General features: G+C 49.1%; 9 protein-coding genes and 1 tRNA gene. 2 read left to right on the top strand and 8 right to left on the bottom strand.

Annotated elements, in window-relative coordinates:
* The first annotated feature begins 40 nt into the window (after nt 1-40).
* Nucleotides 41-2,542 (top strand): CoA transferase, encoded by a 2,502-nt coding sequence (locus GCE9029_RS07850; protein ID WP_062662373.1) that lies wholly within the window; start codon nt 41-43, stop codon nt 2,540-2,542.
* A gap of 81 nt (nt 2,543-2,623) precedes the next feature.
* On the opposite strand, the gene dbpA is transcribed toward GCE9029_RS07850, so the two are convergent.
* Together dbpA and GCE9029_RS07840 are read right to left on the bottom strand one after the other, a co-directional pair.
* Nucleotides 2,624-4,009 carry an ATP-dependent RNA helicase DbpA gene (gene dbpA / locus GCE9029_RS07845; protein WP_062662370.1) on the bottom strand — a complete coding sequence of 462 codons (1,386 nt, stop codon included), beginning with the start codon at nt 4,007-4,009 and terminating at the stop codon, nt 2,624-2,626.
* A gap of 146 nt (nt 4,010-4,155) precedes the next feature.
* On the bottom strand, nt 4,156-4,731 hold the full coding sequence (locus tag GCE9029_RS07840; RefSeq protein WP_062662368.1) for a UPF0149 family protein: 576 nt from the start codon (nt 4,729-4,731) through the stop codon (nt 4,156-4,158).
* A gap of 203 nt (nt 4,732-4,934) precedes the next feature.
* Between GCE9029_RS07840 and GCE9029_RS07835 the strand changes: the two genes are divergently transcribed.
* Nucleotides 4,935-5,022: transfer RNA gene (locus GCE9029_RS07835), tRNA-Ser, on the top strand.
* Between the two features lie 458 nt (nt 5,023-5,480).
* On the opposite strand, the gene GCE9029_RS07830 is transcribed toward GCE9029_RS07835, so the two are convergent.
* From GCE9029_RS07830 to GCE9029_RS07805, 6 genes are all read right to left on the bottom strand, one after another.
* Nucleotides 5,481-17,342, bottom strand: a complete 11,862-nt coding sequence (locus GCE9029_RS07830; RefSeq protein WP_157487783.1) for an immunoglobulin-like domain-containing protein — start codon at nt 17,340-17,342, stop codon at nt 5,481-5,483.
* A 670-nt stretch (nt 17,343-18,012) separates the two neighbouring features.
* Nucleotides 18,013-18,933, bottom strand: a complete 921-nt coding sequence (locus GCE9029_RS07825; protein ID WP_062662363.1) for a manganese-dependent inorganic pyrophosphatase — start codon at nt 18,931-18,933, stop codon at nt 18,013-18,015.
* A gap of 151 nt (nt 18,934-19,084) precedes the next feature.
* Nucleotides 19,085-19,573 carry a hypothetical protein gene (locus GCE9029_RS07820; protein WP_062662361.1) on the bottom strand — a complete coding sequence of 163 codons (489 nt, stop codon included), beginning with the start codon at nt 19,571-19,573 and terminating at the stop codon, nt 19,085-19,087.
* Nucleotides 19,574-19,593: 20 nt separating this feature from the next.
* A complete protein-coding gene (locus tag GCE9029_RS07815; protein ID WP_062662358.1) occupies nt 19,594-20,151 on the bottom strand; it encodes a porin family protein in 558 nt (185 codons plus the stop codon).
* Nucleotides 20,152-20,306: 155 nt separating this feature from the next.
* Entirely contained in the window at nt 20,307-21,248 is a 942-nt protein-coding gene (locus tag GCE9029_RS07810) for a LysR family transcriptional regulator (RefSeq protein ID WP_062662356.1), read from the bottom strand.
* A gap of 113 nt (nt 21,249-21,361) precedes the next feature.
* Nucleotides 21,362-21,664 carry a hypothetical protein gene (locus GCE9029_RS07805; protein WP_062662354.1) on the bottom strand — a complete coding sequence of 101 codons (303 nt, stop codon included), beginning with the start codon at nt 21,662-21,664 and terminating at the stop codon, nt 21,362-21,364.
* Nucleotides 21,665-21,810: the final 146 nt, after the last annotated feature.

Here is a 21,810-nt window from a genome sequence, read left to right as displayed (position 1 = left end):
TCATTCAATGATTATGTCTCTTTAGCAAGGAGCGAGATAAATGAGAAATGCGTTGCCGTTTTCAGGTCTAAATGTTGTCGATTTTGGTCAGTATGTTGCTGGCCCAGCTGTCGCCATGATCCTTGCCGACTTGGGAGCCAATGTGGTTCATATTGACTCGCCTAACGGACCACTTTGGAAACATTCGGCAAACGCTGTTCTTAATCGCAATAAAACCAATATTCAGCTGGATCTGAAATCTGGTTCTGATCTCGATAGGGCTCTTTCCTTGTGTTCACAGGCTGACGTAATCATTGAAAACTTCCGTCCTGGCACTATGAAGAAGCTGGGGGTCGATTTAGACGCCCTGCGTGAAACAAACCCAAGCTTGATTACGCTCTCTCTACCTGGCTTTGCGTCAAACGACCAACTACGCAAACAATGGAAAGCAACAGAAGCGGTGATTGCAGCTTCTTCCGGTGCGTTTACCGATATGGGTTACAACCGGGTATTGATGGGCTGTGATCCTAGCTTTTCTCCGCTCACGCTGGGTTCTGCTTATGCCACTATGCTGGCGGCAAGTGGTGTTTCACTGGCATTGTTTGAAAGAGAAAAAAGTGGCCATGGTGATCATATTGAAGTGCCAGTGGCAGCAGCACTGATGGAAGGGCTCTCTTACAACTCCATCGATATTGAAGGTATGCCAGAGCGCTACCACACCATGCGGGAAAAAGAGATTGCCCGTCGCCGCGAAGCAGGGCTCCCTATGGACGTCACCTATGATGAGCTTCAGGAATACTTAGACCCTTTTTATCGTACCTACAAGTGTAAAGACGGCCGTTATTTCTATGTGGTCTGTCCGTCACACCGTAACCACGCGCGTCGCTGCCTTGAGCTTGCTGGAATTTATGATGAGCTGGTGGCCGAAGGCCTACCAGAGGTCGAAAATCTCTATCTTCCTCATTCTCAATGGGAAGCGGAAACGTCCATTGGTGTTTACCCTTTACCTGCGAACTGGGCTGCCAAAATATCTGAGAAAATGAAGCATGTCTTCATCACCAAAACGTCTGAAGAATGGGGCAAGCTCTTTGGTGAAGGAGGTATTCCAGGCGCGCCGCACCGCTCGACGCAAGAGTGGGTCAATGCGCCTTATTCGCTGGAGAGCGGGCTTATCGTAGAAGTGAATGACCCTGAATATGGCGTGATGAAACAGCCCGGCCCTTTGGTTTGGTTTGAAGAATTGGGTGAAGAACTATGCGACATAGCGCCACGGAAATTTGCTGAATATCAGGATGCAGAAAGGCTTTTTAGCCAAGCAGGACTGAATAGAAACTATGAGCTTTCACCCAATGTCGAGCCCGATCGCCAATGGCTCAAAGGGGTCCGTGTTCTCGATCTGACAAACGTTATTGCGGGGCCACATTCCACGGCATTTTTGTCACGATTTGGGGCAGAGGTTATCAAGTTGGATCCGACCAAGCCAATGTATGATCCGCTGATCGGTGTGTTCTTCAGTTATCTCTCCAACATTGGGAAGAAGAGCTTGCTGCTCGATATGCTGACTGATGAAGGCAAACCCATTTTCGAAGCTTTGGTGAAGACCTGCGACATAGTCGTTATCAATGCTCCTTCGCGTCAGGTAGAGCCTCTGGGACTTAGTGAGGAACGTCTGAAAGCACTGAATCCTGATGCCATTTTCTGCCGTCTGGATTGTCTTGGTGGACCTAAGCGCGGAGAGAAAACAGATTACATTGGCTATGACGATATCATTCAAGCGAACAGTGGCATTATGACCCGTTTTGGCGGTGCGGAAACACCAGAAGAGCATGCTCACCTTGGAACGCTGGATGTAAATTGTGGCTTCGCTGCTGGGCTCGCGATGTCGGTCGCATTGTATGTGCGGGCGAAAACAGGACAAGTGCTGCGCCCCAGAACTTCACTGTCATCGACGACCAATCTGGCACAGATTAAATACAGTCATGATTACGAAGGTGCGCCGCCTCGTGATGAGCCATCTGGTCGCGAAGCATTGGGGTATGGTGCTTTGTCGCACTTCTATCAAACTCATGATGGCTGGCTATATCTTGATGCGACCGAAGCCGATATCAATAAACTCGAAATGCTTGAAGAGTTCAGAGGTATTTCTACGTGTGACGAGGCAGGGCGTAAGGCCATGCTTGCGAATCAATTCAAACGTAAGCCTAATGATGTTTGGCTGAATAAATTGTCCCAGTTAGATGTTGCGGCAGCGCAATCACGCAGCATTGAATGGCTCAGAAAGCGGTATAGCCGCCCACAAGATGGGCAGGTTGGGTTTGATTCTGGCAGCTATGCGTTCTCGACCCATCACGAACATCCGAGCGGCTATGTAACCACCATGGTTGATCACTATTCGATTCGTCCGAAAGAGGCAAAGATTATTGCAGCCCCGCAAACAGAGCGTTTCGGGCGCTCCAGCCGGAGAGTGTTAGGTGAGCTTGGATTTGGTGAATCAGATATCCAGAGTTTGATTGATAAAGGTATTGTGAGTGACGGTTGGTCAGCGGAATTCCTGCCAAGCTGATATCAAAGGTCAACAGACCTAAGTGCAGATTAGAGAGACTAAAAAGCCGTCGTTAAGACGGCTTTTGTTAGTTTATTGGTTTTAGCGAAGCTGCCAAACGCGGTAGGTTTTCCCTTTGATTCTTCCGCTGGAGAGTTTCTTCAAGGCTTTCTTCGCCACGCTACGCTCAACGGCAACATAAGAACGATAATCGGTGACTTTAATTTTGCCGACTTGTTTACCTTCAATACCATTTTCACCGGTCAATGCGCCAAGAATATCACCAGGGCGAACCTTGCTTTTCTTACCACCATCAATGTGCAGCGTCACCATGGCAGGTGTGCGTGGCACATTGTTCAATACGCTGGAATCTGGCAGTGCTGAAGGTTTGATATCACGCTCAAGATGATCTTCCAGCAATGCAACACGGTAACCATCCTCATCACCGAAGAAGGTATAAGCAGCGCCTTCGCTGCCTGCACGGCCAGTGCGGCCAATACGGTGAATGTGTACTTCGGTATCGAATGCCATGTGGTAGTTAATCACCGCATCTAACGCTTCGATGTCCAAACCACGTGCTGCAACGTCTGTCGCTACCATGATGTTGGTACTTTTATTGGCAAATTTCAGCAGCATTTGGTCGCGATCGCGTTGCTCTAAGTCACCATGCAGCGCAACCACAGCGAAGCCTTCGTTATCTAATACAGCAGCTACGTCTTTCACGTCGCGTTTGGTGTTACAGAACACTACCGCACTTTCAGGCTGATGCTTCAGCAACAGAAGCTTAAGCGCTTCCATACGCTCGCGATTATTTGCACAGCGGTAGAAATGTTGGGTAATGCTGGTGTCGTCGTGGTTTGATTCCACTTTCACCATCACTGGGTTTGCCATGATTTGCTTACTGATGCTTTGGATTTGCGCCGGGTAAGTGGCACTGAACAGCAATGTTTGACGGTCAGATGGTACCTGGTCAAAAATAGCGTCGAGCGCAGGTTGGAAACCCATTTCCAGCATACGGTCTGCTTCATCCAGAATCAGTGTGTTTACTTCTTCCAGAGACAGGCGGCCTTTTTCCATATGGTCCAGAATACGGCCAGGTGTGCCTACGATAATGTGCGCACCATGCTCCAGTGAGCCGATTTGGGGACCCATAGGAACACCGCCACACAGCGTTAGCACTTTGATGTTGTGGATGCCACGTGCCAACTTTCGGATTTCAATCGCCACCTGATCGGCCAGCTCTCTGGTAGGGCAAAGCACGAGTGATTGAACGCGAAAACGTTTAACGTTGAGTCGGTTCAGCAATCCAAGACCAAAAGCCGCTGTTTTGCCTGAGCCTGTTTTACCCTGACCGATGACATCTTTCCCATCAAGTATGGAAGGCAGGCTCTGGGCCTGAATTGGCGTCATGGTTTTGTAGCCAATGTCATTGAGTGTAGAAAGCAATTCATCTTTCAACGGAAGTGTTGAGAATACTTGATTCGTCACAGGGAGAGTCTCGTTGTCAGTGCCGTTTGAGCGGCGAGTAAATTCAGGGGCGCGACTATATCAGGAATGGTTGAAAACTGCGCGAAAACTTTGAAATAAAAAAGCGGTCATAGACCGCTTTTTAATAATACGAGAATAATGGCGGATTATTGCGCTTCAACCATCTGCATGGCGCGCATCGTCAGGCCACAAAGCATTACTGGCATACCATTGAATACTTCTTCAAACTGTGCAAGTTCCGCAGCACCTTGTTCTTCCATCACAGCCAATGCAGACTCAGGATCAAACAGCAGGCTGATTGAAAGCAGAACACCGCCCAGAAGCGCGTTCTCTTGCGAGTCTTCAGGCATCAACGTTTCCCAGTCATCACGGCATAGGGTCCAGCCCTGCAGCATGCCTTCACAGTATTCGCGCGTCGCATCATTAACGATCTCGCTTTCGCTCAGCGCACAAGCTTCAGGCCACTGCCATTCGTTTGAAAGCAAAGCACCACGTTGTTCGTTCCACATCTCTACGATGATGTTTGCGTATTGCTCGAGTTGTTCATGGCTACCGAACGGCGCTTCTTCTTCACCACCCCACATAAATGCAAGCCATTCACTTGGGTCGATAAGGTGTGGGGCTGCAGCCATTGCAGTCACAAAGCCTTCTGTTTGCGTGGCGGAAAGTAGTTTTGGCTCCAATCCGTTTTCGGTAATAAATTGTGATAGCGAGATAGACATGAAAGGCTCTCTTTTCCTAAGGAGGCGGACATTCTAACAGTCTGAGCCAAAAACGGAGAAAGAAAAGCGGTGAGAGCGTGTAAATCACACAATGTCGCTTGAATCTTAAACACTTGCACGGTTTTTTCAGAAATCTTATTGACCTTAAATCCGTGCTTCCCTATAGTAGCGCTCCGTTGAGGCGATAAGCCCAACAACAATATGGTGAGGTGTCCGAGTGGCTGAAGGAGCACGCCTGGAAAGTGTGTATACGGCAACGTATCGAGGGTTCGAATCCCTCCCTCACCGCCATATTTAAAACCCGAGCAGAGATGCTCGGGTTTTCTCGTTTCTGGCGTTTAGAAAAGTAAAAACCCGGTATAACCGGGTTTTTCTATATTTTGTGCTTTGGGAGGCATCGCACTCCGATTGCAATTCACTGTGTTTACAGTACGCCGCCCCAGTACATCGCGTTCGCCAGAGTGAATGCGATAGTCGCGCCCATCAGAACGAAAAGTGGAACGTAGTTAGAAATTTTAACGGCGATCTTTTTTGACACAGTGTTTACCTCTTGGTGAATATTTGCACAGATTATGCACTTTAATGTGAGATGCATCAATATTAAATGAATGGTGTTTTATTTTTAATTTTAATCGTAGGTTAGTGACTTTCACTGGCTTATTGGGTTCTGGATGAGCTATGCAGGGATATATTTAGGAAAAGAAAAAAGCCAGCGAATTATTCGCTGGCTTTTCAATATATTATGAAATTTAGTCAATAATGATTTTTGACTGGGTGATCATGGCATCAATTACCGCGGAACTGATCTGGTCATTGTTCAATCCTGTTGAATCGACGCCATATGCAGTGGCTAAATCAGAAACCGAGACATTGTCTAACGCAATTGTTTGATCAACACTGGCGCCGGACGAAGCAACATTGATGACCGCATCACCATTCGCATTATCAAAGACGGACAGATAGTCTCCGATATTTTCTTCACTTTCTCCTTGAAGCAGATCAGCCAGACTTAAAGTGTCCAGACTGGTATCAAAATCGGCTATCTGATCCTGAGCAGGTGTTGCGCCAGTTCCCTGATCACCTGCATTGAAGGCGAAAATGTCACTATCGTCTCCACCGAATAAGATATCGTCTCCTTGGCCACCCGTAAGAATGTCATTTCCCTCACCGCCATCAAGTGTGTCATTCCCTGCACCGCCGTTGAGAGCATCGTTTCCAGCGAGACCAAGCATGATATCTTCGTCGCCCAAGCCCGAAAGCAAATCATCTTCACTACCTCCAAATGCCGTCGTTTGGCTCAGATCAACCAAATCACTCAATCCTGTTGTTACGTCGGTGGCGTAATATGACGCAATACTGCTTCCAGACTCGCCAATCACAACCTGAATGTCGGAGGTGGTGCCATCATTGGCGGTGAAGGTGATGGTGTCTTGAAGCGTCTGTCCATCAGGGATGTTGGATAGAAGCGTTGGATCTAAAGTGTATGTCCAGTTGCCGTTCACCAGCTGAGCAGAGCCATACTGACCTTGTTCAGTAGTGTCTGGGAAAATACCTGTTGTTGTCCCGGATGAATCTGCCAGAACAAGTGTGCCGGAAACTGTTGGCGGTGTTCTTTGTTCTGCAGTGTCGCTGATGGCGTCTCCCAAGGTTATCGTGGCGACGTCGCTTTCATTGCCCAAAGAGTTAACCGCTTTATAGGTAAACGATGTGTCTGTGGTATCCAGAGCAACAGTCGAAACGCTGGTGACGGTGAGGTTACTGTTGACGGAAGCAGAGATATACATCCGCAGCTCGTCATAACCGCTGCCATCACTAATATTGAGTGTGGCATTACCCGTTAGTCCTGACGCTTCCCAGATGTTTGCGAAGGTAAATTCGTTAACAATCTGACCGTCTTTCAAAGCGATAAAATTAACAGTCGCGTTCGCTGGGCGAGTATCTGAGAAGTTTCCAAATGCACTGGCAACAACAATGTCAGTGCTTGTGACATCAAGTCCGTTGGTAAACTCAAAAGTCATCACTTCATTGTTAACAGAATCAAGCTCCCGATCTGAACCAATGCCAAGACCATCTTCACCGTTAGTGAATTCCCACACAATTGGAGCATCAGTAATCATGCTTCCCAGATCTGGCTTAATCCCTGAGAAGGTACCTCCTGACACTGTCATACCATCGGTGACAATCGAAGACTGTGTAGAGCTTGTGATGTCTGACGACGAGAACGTTTTTGATACTTTATCGGGCTCAAAAACGAAATTAGTGTCGTCTGGCAATGTATCTCCCACTGCAACAGCAATCTGATTTCCGCCAGCATCGAGATAGTAGAGTGTGCCATTATCCGGAAGTGAAGTGATGTTGATTGATGTTGTCAATGCATCACTATTGTCCGCATCATCAATCAAGTCAGATGTGTAGTCGGCCAATGAGAATGACACGGTGCCATCTGCAGCATCTTCCTCAAAGCCCGGAGAAGCAGCGTCTGGCGCAAGGTCAACAACTATGCTCCCAGTATTTGTACCTTGAACAAATTGCTCTACGGGTTGGTGACCCGTCACATCAATGACAACGTCTTGTGTCGTCCCATCGGTGGCGGTCAGTGTGATGACATCCTGCGCGACTTCATCGTCCTCCAGGCTGGATACTTTGTCCTTATCAAGTGTGTAGGTCCAGTCACCATCAATCAGTTCAAGTGTTCCATACTTGCCTTCGATGACTGTGTTCTGGAATTCAGGCTGGTCATTGGTATCGATATCTGTAATAGCGATGGAACCGGAGACGGTGATTTCTTCCTGATTGCCGATTTTCAGTTTCACTGTTGCTGTGTTTCCATCAGCATCCACCAGGTAATGAGAGCCATCTTCAGTTTGGACAATGACCGGTGAGGTCCAGTCATTGCTTATCCCCGTTATTGTGGATTGCAGAACCAAACTACCGCTTTCATCAATGGTATAGAGGTCAACGCCGCTGTCCTGATTTGGCATGACAAACACTGGCTCGCCGTCAATATAGCTGGCGGACGCGAAGTAATGTCCAGCGCCAGAAATGGTATCAGTCAGCGTTAAATTACCAGAACTGTCTACCTCATAAATCGTGGCGAGATCTGAAGAGTTGTTGGTGTAAATGGCATAGAGTCGGCCATCACTGGTTTCGTAGAAATTCACAGAGTTACTGACACCGATGTTGACCGACTCTGAGTCAACAAATGTCAGTGTTCCGTCATTCGCGTTAACGCTGTAGATACGCACTTGATCGTTGGATGAGGCTACCAACCAGGTGTTACCATTGTTGTCTGTGTAGACATCGATAGACGACACGAGATCTCCGCCAAACACGGCGCGATTTAGATTGGTAAAGTCACCGGTGACCGGATCATAGGTTAAGGTCGAGATGTTGTCCGTGCCTGGGCGAGTGACGAACACATATTCAGTACCATCTTCTCCTTCGAATACCACGTTCTCGCGTAAATAGCTTTGTCCATCGGTATTGTGAATGTTAGTCACACCACCATTTATTGAGAGCGTTCCATCTGGTGCAATCTCCCATGCGGTCAATGAGCGACTGTTTTGAGAAGTGACAAACAGCGTGGTATTACCATCAATATTAGAAATATTAGATTGCGTTAAACCATTACCCAGTGAGTTGGGGCTGATACCTAATGCGGTCACATCAGCCGTAACGTCACCACCTGATGTTGTCGTTACCGTATTGGTGGACTGGTCATAGGTAATGCGATCTGTTTCAGTCAGTGAACCATCATTATTTACCTTATAAATGAATGTGGAAACGCTGATTCCCCACTGGGTAGACACAACATAGGGCACACCGTTGATGGTGGTTGAGGTTGTTGTCCAACCTGCATTGATTGGCCCAGAAGTACTGGTTCCTTCTCCTGTCACACTACCTGCGTTGTTGGTATCGACATAGAAGCCGACGGCGTCAACACTACCAGTCAAAGTGCCAGATACTTCCGGCACATCTTCTGTACCCGTTATTACAACGGTTACTTGATGTGTTGAACCATCCGTCGCAGTCAATGTGATGGTTTCATTGACGACTTGATCTTCATCCAATGTCTGTGCGTTCGCACCTAGCGTATATGTCCATTCACCGCTCACAAGAGCAAGCTGCCCATAGGTACCCGTACTCGTTGTGTCATCAAACTGGAGCTCTGTAACACCATCAGATGCCAAAACTTGCAGAACACCGGAAATGGATTGAGCGCCGACATCTTCGACAAGCGCTGCTGTATCGTTGGCTGTCACAGACGTTTCAATTCCGTTTGGTGCAGTCGGTTGAGCTTCGAAGTTTCCGCCTGACGTTGTACTAACTGAAACTGTGAAAACATCATTGTCTGATGATTCGATAAGCTGATCGTCCAACGTATCAACCGTAAAGTTAACCGAGGTTGTGTTGGCAGTGATCACCACATCGCGGGTAACTGGCGTGACATCGCCGTCTTCCGAGGTCTTATGTCCCACAACAACCGTGACAGTAAAGTCTGCTGTTGGTGCTTCACTGAGCGTCAACGTGTAGCTGGCTGATTCACCTTCATTCACTGACGCATCGCCCGTCAGTGTCAGGGTCGGCGCATCCGTGGTGGTGCCATCATTGATGGTCGTTTCCACCGCCGCTGGAGCCGATGGCTGTGCTTCAAAGTCACCACCAGTTGTGCTGTCGACCGAGACAGTAAACACATCATCATCGGCGGATTCATTCAGGCTGTCATCGAGCGTATCTACGGTGAAATCAACGGAAGTGGTGCCTGCGGCGATCACCACATCACGGGTCACCGGCGTGACATCGCCGTCTTCCGTGGTCTTATGGCCAATCACCACAGTGACCGTAAAGTCCGCTGTAGGTGCTTCCGAGAGGGTCAAGGTGTAGCTGGCTGATCCGCCCTCAATGACAGAGGCATCGCCATTCAGCGTCAGGGTCGGCGCATCTTTAGTGGCACCATCATTGATGGTCGTTTCGACAGCAGCCGGCGCCGTTGGCTGCGCCTCGAAGTCACCGCCAGAAGTGCTGTCGACTGAGACAGTAAACACATCATCATCGGTAGATTCATTCAAGCTGTCGTCCAGGGTATCAACGGTAAAGTTAACCGAGGTCGTGTTGGCAGCGATCACCACATCACGGGTCACTGGCGTCACATCACCATCTTCTGACGTCTTATGACCAACAACCACGGTGACGGTGAAATCAGCTGTCGGTGCTTCAGACAGGGTAAGGGTATAGCTGGCTGACTCGCCTTCATTCACTGAGGCATCGCCCGTCAGTGTCAGGGTTGGCGCATCTGTGGTGGTGCCATCATTGATGGTCGTTTCAACCGCAGTGGGTGCGGTTGGCTGCGCTTCAAAGTCACCACCAGTTGTGCTGTCGACCGAGACGGTAAACACATCGTCATCGGAAGACTCATTCAGGCTGTCGTCCAGGGTATCAACCGTAAAGTTAACCGAGGTAGTGTTCGCAGCGATGACGACATCACGGGTAACTGGCGTGACATCACCATCTTCTGACGTCTTATGTCCTACAACAACCGTGACAGTAAAATCTGATGTTGGTGCTTCACTGAGCGTCAATGTGTAGCTGGCTGATTCACCTTCATTCACTGAAGCATCGCCAGTTAAGGTGAGCGTCGGTGCATCCGTGGTAGTGCCGTCGTTGATGGTGGTTTCCACGGCAGCTGGTGCGGTTGGCTGCGCTTCAAAGTCACCACCAGACGTGCTGTCGACCGAGACAGTAAACACATCGTTATCGGCGGATTCATTCAGGCTGTCGTCCAGGGTATCGACGGTAAAGTCGACCGAAGTGGTACCAGAGGTAATGACGACATCGCGCGTAACTGGCGTGACATCGCCATCTTCCGACGTCTTATGTCCCACAACAACCGTGACAGTAAAATCTGATGTTGGTGCTTCAGACAGGGTAAGCGTGTAGCTGGCCGCTTCCCCTTCATTCACTGATGCATCACCGGTCAATGTGAGGGTCGGCGCATCCGTGGTGGTGCCGTCATTGATGGTGGTTTCCACCGCAGCCGGAGCCGTTGGCTGATCCTCAAAGTTCCCGCCAGTTGTGCTGTCGACCGAGACGGTAAACACATCGTCATCGGCGGATTCATTCAGGCTGTCATCAAGCGTATCAACGGTAAAGTCGACCGAAGTGGTACCAGCGGTAATGACGACATCACGGGTCACTGGTATAACATCGCCATTTTCCGAGGTCTTATGTCCAATGACCACAGTGACCGTAAAGTCCGCGGTCGGTGTTTCACTGATCGTCAATGTGTAGCTGGCTGACTCACCTTCGTTGACAGAAGCATCGCCGGTCAATGTCAAAGTTGGCGCATCCGTGGTGGTGCCATCGTTGATGGTGGTTTCCACGGTAGCTGGTGCGGTGGGCTGTGCCTCAAAGTCACCGCCAGAAATGGCATTCACCGAGACGGTAAAGACATCGTCATCCGCCGATTCGTTCAGGCTGTCATCAAGCGTATCTACGGTGAAGTCGGCCGAAGTGGTACCAGCGGTAATGACGACATCACGGGTCACTGGTGTAACATCACCATCTTCCGTGGTCTTGTGTCCAATCACGACAGTCACTGTGAAATCAGAGGTTGGTGCTTCGGACAGGGTGAGCGTGTAGCTGGCAGCTTCGCCTTCGTTGACAGAGGTATCACCCGTCAGCGTCAGGGTCGGCGCATCCGTGGTAGTGCCGTCATTTATGGTGGTTTCCACGGCAGCCGGTGCCGTTGGCTGCGACTCAAAGTCACCGCCTGAGGTGGCACTCACCGAGACGGTAAACACATCGTCATCGGCGGATTCACTCAGGCTGTCGTCTAGGGTATCGACGGTAAAGTTAATCGAAGTCGTGTTAGCCGCAATGACAACATCACGGGTCATAGGGGTGACATCGCCATCTTCGGTGGTCTCATGACCCACGACGATAGTCACGGTAAAGTCCGCGGTTGGCGCTTCGCTGAGCGTCAAGGTGAAGCTGGCCGATTCGCCTTCATTCACTGACGTATCGCCCGTCAGGGTCAGGGTTGGTGCATCAGTTGTAGCACCATCATTGATGGTGGTTTCCACGGCAGCCGGTGCAGTCGGCTGTGCCTCAAAGTCACCGCCGGAGGTAGCATTCACCGAGACGGTGAAGACATCGTCATCGGCGGATTCATTCAGGCTGTCGTCAAGCGTGTCCACCGTAAAGTCGATGGACGTAGTGCCAGCGGCGATCACCACATCACGGGTCACCGGCGTGACATCGCCATCTTCAGACGTCTTATGTCCCACAACAACGGTGACAGTAAAGTCTGCCGTCGGCGCTTCAGACAGGGTGAGCGTGTAGCTGGCAGCTTCGCCTTCGTTGACAGAGGCATCACCCGTCAGTGTCAGGGTTGGCGCATCCGTGGTAGTGCCGTCATTGATAGTGGTTTCCACGGCAGCCGGTGCGGTTGGCTGCGCTTCGAAGCCGCCGCCAGTAGTACTGTTGACAGACACGGTAAACACGTCGTCATCCGCTGACTCATCCAGGCTGTCATCAAGCGTATCTACGGTGAAATCTACTGATGTTGTGCCTGCCGCAATGACCACGTCACGGGTCACCGGCGTGACATCGCCGTCTTCTGACGTCTTATGACCAACCACCACGGTGACAGTAAAGTCCGCTGTTGGAGCTTCCGACAGGGTAAGCGTGTAGCTGGCTGATCCGCCCTCAATGACAGAGGCATCGCCAGTCAGCGCCAGGGTCGGCGCATCCGTGGTGGTGCCATCGTTGATGGTGGTTTCCACGGTAGCTGGCGCGGTGGGCTGTGTCTCAAAGTCACCGCCAGATGTAGCATCCACCGAGACGGTGAACACATCGTCATCCGCCGATTCGTTCAGGCTGTCGTTCAGGGTATCAACCGTAAAGTCGACAGAAGTGGTGCCTGCCGCAATGACCACATCGCGGGTTACTGGCGTGACATCGCCATCTTCCGTGGTCTTATGACCCACGACGATAGTCACGGTAAAGTCCGCGGTCGGTGCTTCACTGATCGTCAATGTGTAGCTGGCTGACTCACCTTCGTTGACAGAAGCATCTCCGGTCAATATCAAAGTTGGCGCATCCGTGGTGGTGCCATCGTTGATGGTGGTTTCGACGGCTGCAGGCTTGGTTGGCTGCGCTTCAAAGTCACCACCAGAGGTGCTGTCGACCGAGACGGTAAACACATCATCATCCGCGGATTCATTCAGGCTGTCGTTAAGGGTATCAACGGTAAAGTCGACCGAAGTGGTACCAGCGATAATGACGACATCCCGGGCCACTGGTGTAACATCACCATCTTCCGAGGTTTTATGTCCAATGACCACGGTGACCGTAAAGTCCGCCGTTGGCGCTTCCGACAGGGTGAGCGTGTAGCTGGCCGCTTCCCCTTCATTCACTGATGCATCACCGGTCAATGTGAGGGTCGGCGCATCCGTGGTAGTGCCGTCATTGATGGTGGTTTCCACCGCAGAAGGCGCAGTTGGTTGTGCCTCGAAGTCACCGCCAGTAGTAGTGTTGACAGACACGGTAAACACATCGTCATCGGCCGATTCGTTCAGGCTGTCATCAAGCGTATCTACGGTGAAATCAACGGAAGTGGTGCCTGCGGCGATCACCACATCACGGGTCACCGGCGTGACATCGCCGTCTTCCGTGGTCTTATGGCCAATCACCACAGTGACCGTAAAGTCCGCTGTAGGTGCTTCCGAGAGGGTCAAGGTGTAGCTGGCTGATCCGCCCTCAATGACAGAGGCATCGCCATTCAGCGTCAGGGTCGGCGCATCTTTAGTGGCACCATCATTGATGGTGGTTTCGACAGCAGCCGGCGCCGTTGGCTGCGCCTCGAAGTCACCGCCAGCAGTACTGTCGACAGAGACAGTAAACACATCATCGTCCGCCGATTCATTCAGGCTGTCATCTAGGGTATCGACGGTAAAGTTAACCGAAGTGGTATTGGCAGCGATCACCACGTCACGGGTTACTGGCGTGACATCACCGTCTTCCGAGGTCTTGTGACCAACAACCACGGTGACGGTGAAATCAGCCGTCGGCGCTTCAGACAGGGTGAGGGTGTAGCTGGCTGACTCGCCCTCATTCACAGAGGCATCACCTGTTAGTGTCAGGGTCGGCGCATCCGCGGTAGTGCCATCATTGATGGTGGTTTCCACGGCAGCTGGTGCGGTAGGTTGTGACTCAAAGTCACCACCAGTTGTGCTGTTCACCGAGACGGTGAAGACATCGTCATCGGCGGATTCATTCAGGCTGTCGTCCAGGGTATCAACCGTAAAGTTAACCGAGGTAGTGTTCGCAGCGATGACGACATCACGGGTAACTGGCGTGACATCACCGTCTTCCGAGGTCTTGTGACCCACAACAACCGTGACAGTAAAGTCTGCTGTTGGTGCTTCACTGAGCGTCAATGTATAGCTTGCCGCTTCCCCTTCATTCACTGACGCATCGCCCGTCAGTGTCAGTGTCGGCGCATCGTCGGTGGTTCCATCATTGATGGTGGTTTCAACCGCAGTGGGTGCAGTTGGCTGCGCTTCGAAGTCACCGCCAGAAGTGCTGTTCACCGAGACGGTGAAGACATCGTCATCGGCGGATTCATTCAGGCTGTCGTCCAGGGTATCAACGGTAAAGTTGACTGAGGTAGTGTTTGCAACAATGACGACATCACGGGTCACTGGCGTCACATCACCATCTTCTGACGTCTTATGACCAACAACCACGGTGACGGTGAAATCAGCTGTCGGTGCTTCAGACAGGGTAAGGGTGTAGCTGGCTGACTCGCCCTCATTCACAGAGGCATCACCTGTCAGTGTGAGGGTTGGCGCATCCGTGGTAGTGCCATCATTGATGGTGGTTTCAACCGCAGTGGGTGCAGTTGGCTGCGCCTCAAAGTCACCGCCAGACGTGCTGTCGACCGAGACGGTAAACACATCGTCATCGGCGGATTCATTCAGGCTGTCGTCCAGGGTATCAACGGTAAAGTTGACTGAGGTAGAGTTCGCCGCAATCACCACATCGCGGGTCACCGGCGTGACATCGCCATCTTCTGACGTCTTATGTCCAACAACAACCGTGACAATAAAGTCCGCTGTTGGTGCTTCGCTGAGCGTCAATGTATAGCTGGCAGACTCGCCTTCGTTCACTGACGCATCGCCAGTTAAGGTGAGAGTCGGCGCATCTGTGGTGGTGCCATCATTGATGGTGGTCTCCACCGCGGCTGGCGCAGTTGGCTGTGCTTCAAAGTCACCACCAGTTGTGCTGTCGACCGAGACAGTAAACACATCGTCATCGGCAGATTCATTGAGGCTGTCATCGAGCGTATCAACGGTAAAGTTAACCGAGGTCGTGTTGGCAGCGATCACCACATCACGGGTCACTGGCATGACATCTCCGTCTTCCGAGGTCTTGTGTCCCACAACCACCGTGACAGTAAAATCTGATGTTGGTGCTTCAGATAGGGTAAGGGTGTAGCTGGCTGACTCGCCTTCATTCACAGAGGCATCACCGGTCAGTGTCAGAGTTGGCGCATCCGTGGTAGTGCCATCATTGATGGCGGTTTCGACGGCAGCCGGTGCGGTTGGCTGTGCTTCAAAGTCACCACCAGTTGTGCTGTCGACTGAGACGGTAAATACATCGTCATCCGCCGATTCATTCAGGCTGTCATCGAGCGTATCGACCGTGAAATTAGTTGAAATTGTACCTGCAGCGATCACCACATCACGGGTGACAGGCGTAATATCGCCATCTTCTGAGGTCTTATGTCCCACAACAACCGTGACAGTAAAGTCTGCAGTTGGTGCTTCAGATAGGGTAAGGGTGTAGCTGGCAGACTCGCCTTCGTTCACAGAGGCATCACCGGTCAGTGTCAGGGTTGGCGCATCTGTCGTGGTGCCATCATTGATGGTCGTTTCCACCGCCGCTGGAGCCGATGGCTGAGCTTCAAAGTCACCGCCAGATGTAGCATCCACTGACACGGTAAACACATCATCATCGACAGATTCATTCAAGCTGTCGTCTAGGGTATCAACGGTAAAGTTGACTGAGGTAGAGTTCGCAGCAATCACCACATCGCGGGTGACAGGGGTGACATCACCGTCTTCCGAGGTCTTGTGTCCCACAACCACCGTGACAGTAAAGTCTGCTGTTGGTGCTTCACTGAGCGTCAATGTATAGCTTGCCGCTTCCCCTTCATTCACTGACGCATCGCCAGTTAAGGTGAGAGTCGGTGAATCCGCGGTAGTGCCATCATTGATGGTGGTTTCGACGGCAGCCGGTGCGGTTGGCTGTGCTTCAAAGTCACCACCAGACGTGCTGTCGACTGAGACGGTAAATACATCGTCATCGACCGATTCATTCAGGCTGTCGTCCAGGGTATCAACGGAGAAATTAACCGAGGTGGTGTTGGCTGCTATCAACACGTTGCGGGTCACTGGCTGAATATCACCATCTTCTGTGGTCTTATGACCAACCGTGACTGTAACTGTAAAGTCAGAGTTAGGGGCTTCGGACAAAGTGAGTGTGTAACTGGCTGATGCTCCCTCACTAACTGAAGTATCACCTGTCAAAGTTAGCGTCGGTGCATCTTTTGTTGCACTGTCTTCGATTGTGGTCTCAATCGCTTGAGGTGCATCTGGTTGACCTTCAAAGTCGCCTCCCGTTGAGCCAGTTACCTCAACTTTGAAAACGTCAGTATCTGTGCTCTCGTCATAGACATCGTTAAGTGTTGCAACGGTAAAGCTGACGCTATTACTGCCTTCAGGGATAGTGACTGTTTGCAATGAAGTCGCGATATCTCCAGATTCACTAGAGACATGGGTGATAGTTACAGTAATCTCCATGTCGGAATGGGGAGTTTCTGAAAGTTCGAGTAGATAGTTTGCTGATTCCCCTTCCTCAACACTGCTGTCACCTGAGAGAGTCAGCATTGGAATATCCTCGCCGACTTTCAGGTCCTCAGTATCTTCATCCAAAATTGTGGTGATTAAAGGTGCGGATGAATCTACTATTTGTTCGCTATCTGCCGCGACGGATTCGATGATGGAAACCTCAAAGCTGTCATCATCGTCGTTTTCATCAAACGGATCGTCGAGAATATCGACGGTAAATGTTGCTTGAGTTTGACCTTTGGGTATCACCAATTGTTGTTGGACAGGAATGATATCGTCTGACTCAGAAGTTTTGTGCTGCACGCTTATAGTGATGGTGACATCAGTCTCCGCAGGTTCTGAGAGAGAAATGGTATATGTTGCGCTGTCACCTTCCGCGACAGTGTCACTGCCAAGTAATGTGGCCTGCAAATGAGCAGGAATGGTTGGTGTTTCGGTTTCTTGGCTTTGGATACCGAATAGAGAGCTTGCGATCGTTTGCTGAATCAGCGTTGTTGTTGGTGGTAGAGCAATATCTGTGTCGAATCCTGCCGTTGCCAATACAGAAAGGGAATTCGCCAGAATAACCGCTTGGGGTGCCAAGGAGGAACCAGCTGTTGCTTCACCAGCTTGCGGGTCTACATCCGCAACCAATAACGGATCTCGCCCTTCTTCAATCGCCGTGATGATTTCTTCAAAACCCTCTGGTAATACCATCTCCGAGGGCAAAGAATCATCTACAAGCAAGACTGAATGAGATGAATTGTCAGTCTCTTGGTTTTTAGGGACAAAGATAATATCTCCCTGATTTATTTTTATTCCACTTTGCGCATATTCAATTTTTCCATCTTTAGAAATAAATACAGATTTATTAGCCATCTGACCCAGACTCTCTTCGGACATCCATGAACCCTCAATTAATGCCAGTCTTTTTTAAGAATAATCACATGACTAGAGTAGGGCTTTATTCAAACGCTGTGATTAAAAGAATGATGGTTTTTAAATTATTATTTAAAAGTGTTTAATAAATGAGAATGTAACGCATGCTAAATTTATGACGTACATTATATTTTGGAGCAACTGGTTGATTAAACAAGTGATTGAAATGCAATGTGTTGAATTTGCGATTTTTAAGGTTTAGAGAGGAGAGTGGCGGGTTTGAGTGAATGAAAAATTGTGTTTTACAGAGTGATTTGAGGAAGGGAATTTAAGGGATTAGTAATATATTACAAAAAGGAATTGGCTGTATTAGGAGGTTAGTTAGTTAAATTGGTCAAAGGGTTTTATATTCAGACTGAATTTTTGTATATGCTAGATTAAAGATGACCAAAAATATTGACGATGTAGAAAATAAAAAAAGGCGGAAACCCGCCCCTTTTCTATTCAATTAAGCAAAGGAATCTTGAAGCGGCGGAACAACCTGCTTCTTGCGGCTTAGAACACCATCCAACCATACACGGCCATTCTCGGTTTCTTTGCCATAAGCGCGCTCTACAACAGACACGTCGTCTGAAACAACCAACAACTCAGATCCTTCTTTCATGATGTCAGTCAGTAGCAACATCACTGTGTGGCGCTCGCCTTCTGCTTTCAGAGTAGCGATGTCGGCTTCCAATTCTGCTTTGATCTCATCAAAAACTGACAGATCAACAACTTCCAGCTGGCCGATACCAACAAGGTTACCGTTCATGTTGAAGTCTTTGTAATCACGCATAACGAGATCACGAATCGGAGTACCTGCTACAGCAGATTTTACATTGAACATTTCCAAGCCCAGTGCTTCGTAATCTTCAATACCTGCAATCTTCGCCAGATCTTCAACACAGCGGATGTCTGCAGTGGTGCAAGTTGGTGATTTGAAGATAACAGTGTCGCTCAGAATCGCACACATCATGATGCCTGCGATCTCTTTTGGAATTTCTACACCGTGGAAGTCGTACATCATTTTGATGACGGTGTTTGAACAACCAACGGGACGGATCCAACACTCCAGTGGGGTAGACGTAGTCAGATCACCCAGTTTGTGGTGGTCAACAATACCAACGATAGTCGCTTCTGCGATGTCGTCAGGTGCTTGAGTCAGTTCAGAGTGGTCAACGATGTAAACTTCTTCGCCTGCGTAGCTCAGTTTCAGCTCAGGAGCTTCGAAACCAAAGCGCTCCAGAATGAACGCGGTCTCAGGAGAAGGCTCTCCAAGACGTGCCGCTACTGCTGGCTCACCGATTTGGTTTTTCAGGTACGCAAGTGCAATTGCACCGCAGATTGAATCAGAATCAGGGATCTTATGACCCACAACATACATTGGCATATTTGGCTCTCGTCATGCTCACATTTGAATTTTGGCGCATTTTACCAGAGTGACCCTAAATGTACATTCATCCATAGTATGAGGATGAAACAAACGCCCAACATGCGTTGAGCGTTAAATTTAAAACGAAAGGTGATGAAATTTTCAGTGTTCAAAGAGGCAAGATAACGCCAACATTGAGCTGAGGAGATAAGCCGCTTGGCAGGAAGGTCTCTTGATGTCGGAAGTATCCCATCTCCAATCCGTATCTCACTTTAATAGGTAGGTTGTAATCAAACACCAGTGCCGCCCCTACGCTAGGCCCATAGGCTTTCAGATCTTCCCGGTAGCGGCTGTAATAGTTTCTGGTACCGCGATATTCAGCAATACCTGCTTCGAGTTGAACCGAATAAGCTTGATGTTTTTTTTCTAAGTATTGAACGCCAACGCGGTAGTGTTTGACTGACTCTTTATCAGAGAACCAGTAGGAGTTGGCAATCCCGAAGCTGCCATAAACGGCTTCAAAGCCCATTGCGTCCTCGACTCCCACTTGAACCCCTATACCCATTTGAGTTCCAACTTTAAAGTCTGGGGAAAAATGGATATCAGAAGCGAATGACGTACCCGCAATAAAAACTAGAGGAAAAAGATATTTTTTCATTGCCAAACTCCTTTCCACTATTAGAAGCGATAGCCGATGCTCAGAGATACCTGGTCGGTCATATCATCATCTGCGAGAAAGTCTGCACGAATATCTGCATATAAGCCTTGTGGTAGGGAAGCGCGCACGCCACCGCCAAAGTAAACAGCCGTATCGCTGAATGAGTGCGACATTGAGCTGTTGTCAGCGACGTTAATGTCTTGATTCTCTGTATAGCTGGCAATACCAATTGCACCATAAGGTTTGATGAGGAAACCACGTACATCAAAGGTATAACCGATGTCAGTGTCAAGCTTGAACGTGTGACGCTTCTGGTCGGCACCCAAAATGGTCTGCCCTTGGTGCTGAAGATTTACGGAATCTGATGTGTTGTTGTAGGAGAAATTGACACCAAATATTTTGTTGATGTCATAGCCATACTCAAGCTTGAATCCAGTACCCCAATCAACACGGGAGCCTACAGTGTTTTCTATTTCGGTTTCGACATAGCCGATACCAACGCGATGACCAGAATAATCGTTTGCAAAGGCTGCGAAAGGCAGAAGGAAGATAGTGCTTGCCAGGACCGCTTTTTTCATTAGTTACTCTCTCTGTTTATTTGAGAGCGTCCTTGCCAGCTATTGTTGCCGTTCCCTAGGTGGCGGAGCCATCTTAAACAGAGAATTCAATATGTTTTAATTATTAACTGTTATTCCGGTGATAAGTAAGGCTTATTGGCTTGTCGTTGGTTATTTTAAGCCGTTTTTGGCTTATGACGGACTATCTCCAGCTCTTCAATCAATAACTGATTTAGCCATTGAGTCAGAGGGTCATTACTATTTCTTTGGTGGAAGTAGCTGTTGAGTGGATAGATTAACTCAATGTCTTCAGAGTCAATATCAAGTCTACGTAGATAAGGATAGGCGTCGAAAGGGAAGAGATCGCTGGTGGCGAAGAACATATCCGTTTTATGTATAACATCAACAATGGCCATTGGATAAGCGGAACGAAAGCCAACTTTGTAAGGCAATGACATCGCGTTCAGCTCTTTGGCTGCTATGGGTAAGTCCTCACTCCAACCTGGAATAAACAGAGATGCCAATTCAAAATCTGAGAACGCTTCCGGTTTTGCGCTGGCAGTGTTGAGTGGATGTTCTTGCCTCACAGCGCAACATCCTGTGAGCTTAATCAACTCAAGCTCTCTAATGTGCTTTGGAATGCGGCTATAGCTGTATGATACGCCGAGCAATAGTTGACCATTCTCTATTTCCGAAAAGGTCGTCGTACTCCAGTTAACAATTTCAACCTCAAGCTTTGGGGCTCTGGCTTTCAGCTCCAATATGAATGTCCCTGATAAGCTGATCATTACCTGTGGAGCAAATGCGATCCGAACTTTTTTCTTCTGAGTGAAAGGATCAAATTCTTCCAGCTCGTTTAAGGAAGATTGAAGGTCATTGAGTGATGGCGTTATCTTCGCAGCAATTTGTTCCGCTTTTGGGGTAGGCTGAAGCCCTTCCGGCACTTTTATAAAGAGTTCATCGTTAAAGAAATGACGGAGCTTTTTAAGGTTCTGGCTAACCGCAGGTTGAGTTACAAACAAACGCTCTGCGGCTTTCCTCGTATTTTTCTCTTGGAATACAACCAGGAAAATGCGGAGTAAGTTTAGGTCGATTGTATTGAAAATATCTTTAGACATCGGGAGTTAAGCCATCTCGAAACCAGTAGACATTATGCAGGATCAATGGTGACTTTAAAAAGAAAAAACGCTGCGGGAGCAGCGTTAAAAGGCATTGTTGCGCTATGAGTTTGTTATAGGTCTCTCATCAGTATTTCAAGCTCTTCCGTGGCTTCTTCGATGAGATTTTCCAGTTCCTTGGCATCATCATTTGCAAGAGGTAATTGCCAATGTACTGGTTTGCCATTTGACGTATGTTTACCTACCAGCTTCGTCACTCTGCCGCTGCGTTCGAAACGTAAATGTTCGAACTCTGCAGCGTGGCATTGTCTTTTCTCTACAATCTCAACTTCGATCAGGCCGGTAGGATTTACCTGAACGTGAGCGTGTAGCTGCTTAGTATCTTTGAGCAAATAATTTCTGTGTCGAGCCAACATAGACCACCCCTTAGCTGCGTCCCCATTCCGCTCTTCAAGTGTAGACAACTGGATGTATATCGATCGCGAAAAAGTGCGTAAAAATGCACAAACATTGACCAAGATACTGATGCATAAATGGATATTTTTTTCGCGTATTTAATACG

The sequence above is a fragment of the Grimontia celer genome (assembly GCF_900055185.1).
GTDB classification, from domain to species: Bacteria; Pseudomonadota; Gammaproteobacteria; order Enterobacterales; family Vibrionaceae; genus Enterovibrio; species Enterovibrio celer.
The sequence above is the reverse complement of the archived record's forward strand: the minus strand, read 5'-3'. Positions and strand labels throughout refer to the sequence as shown.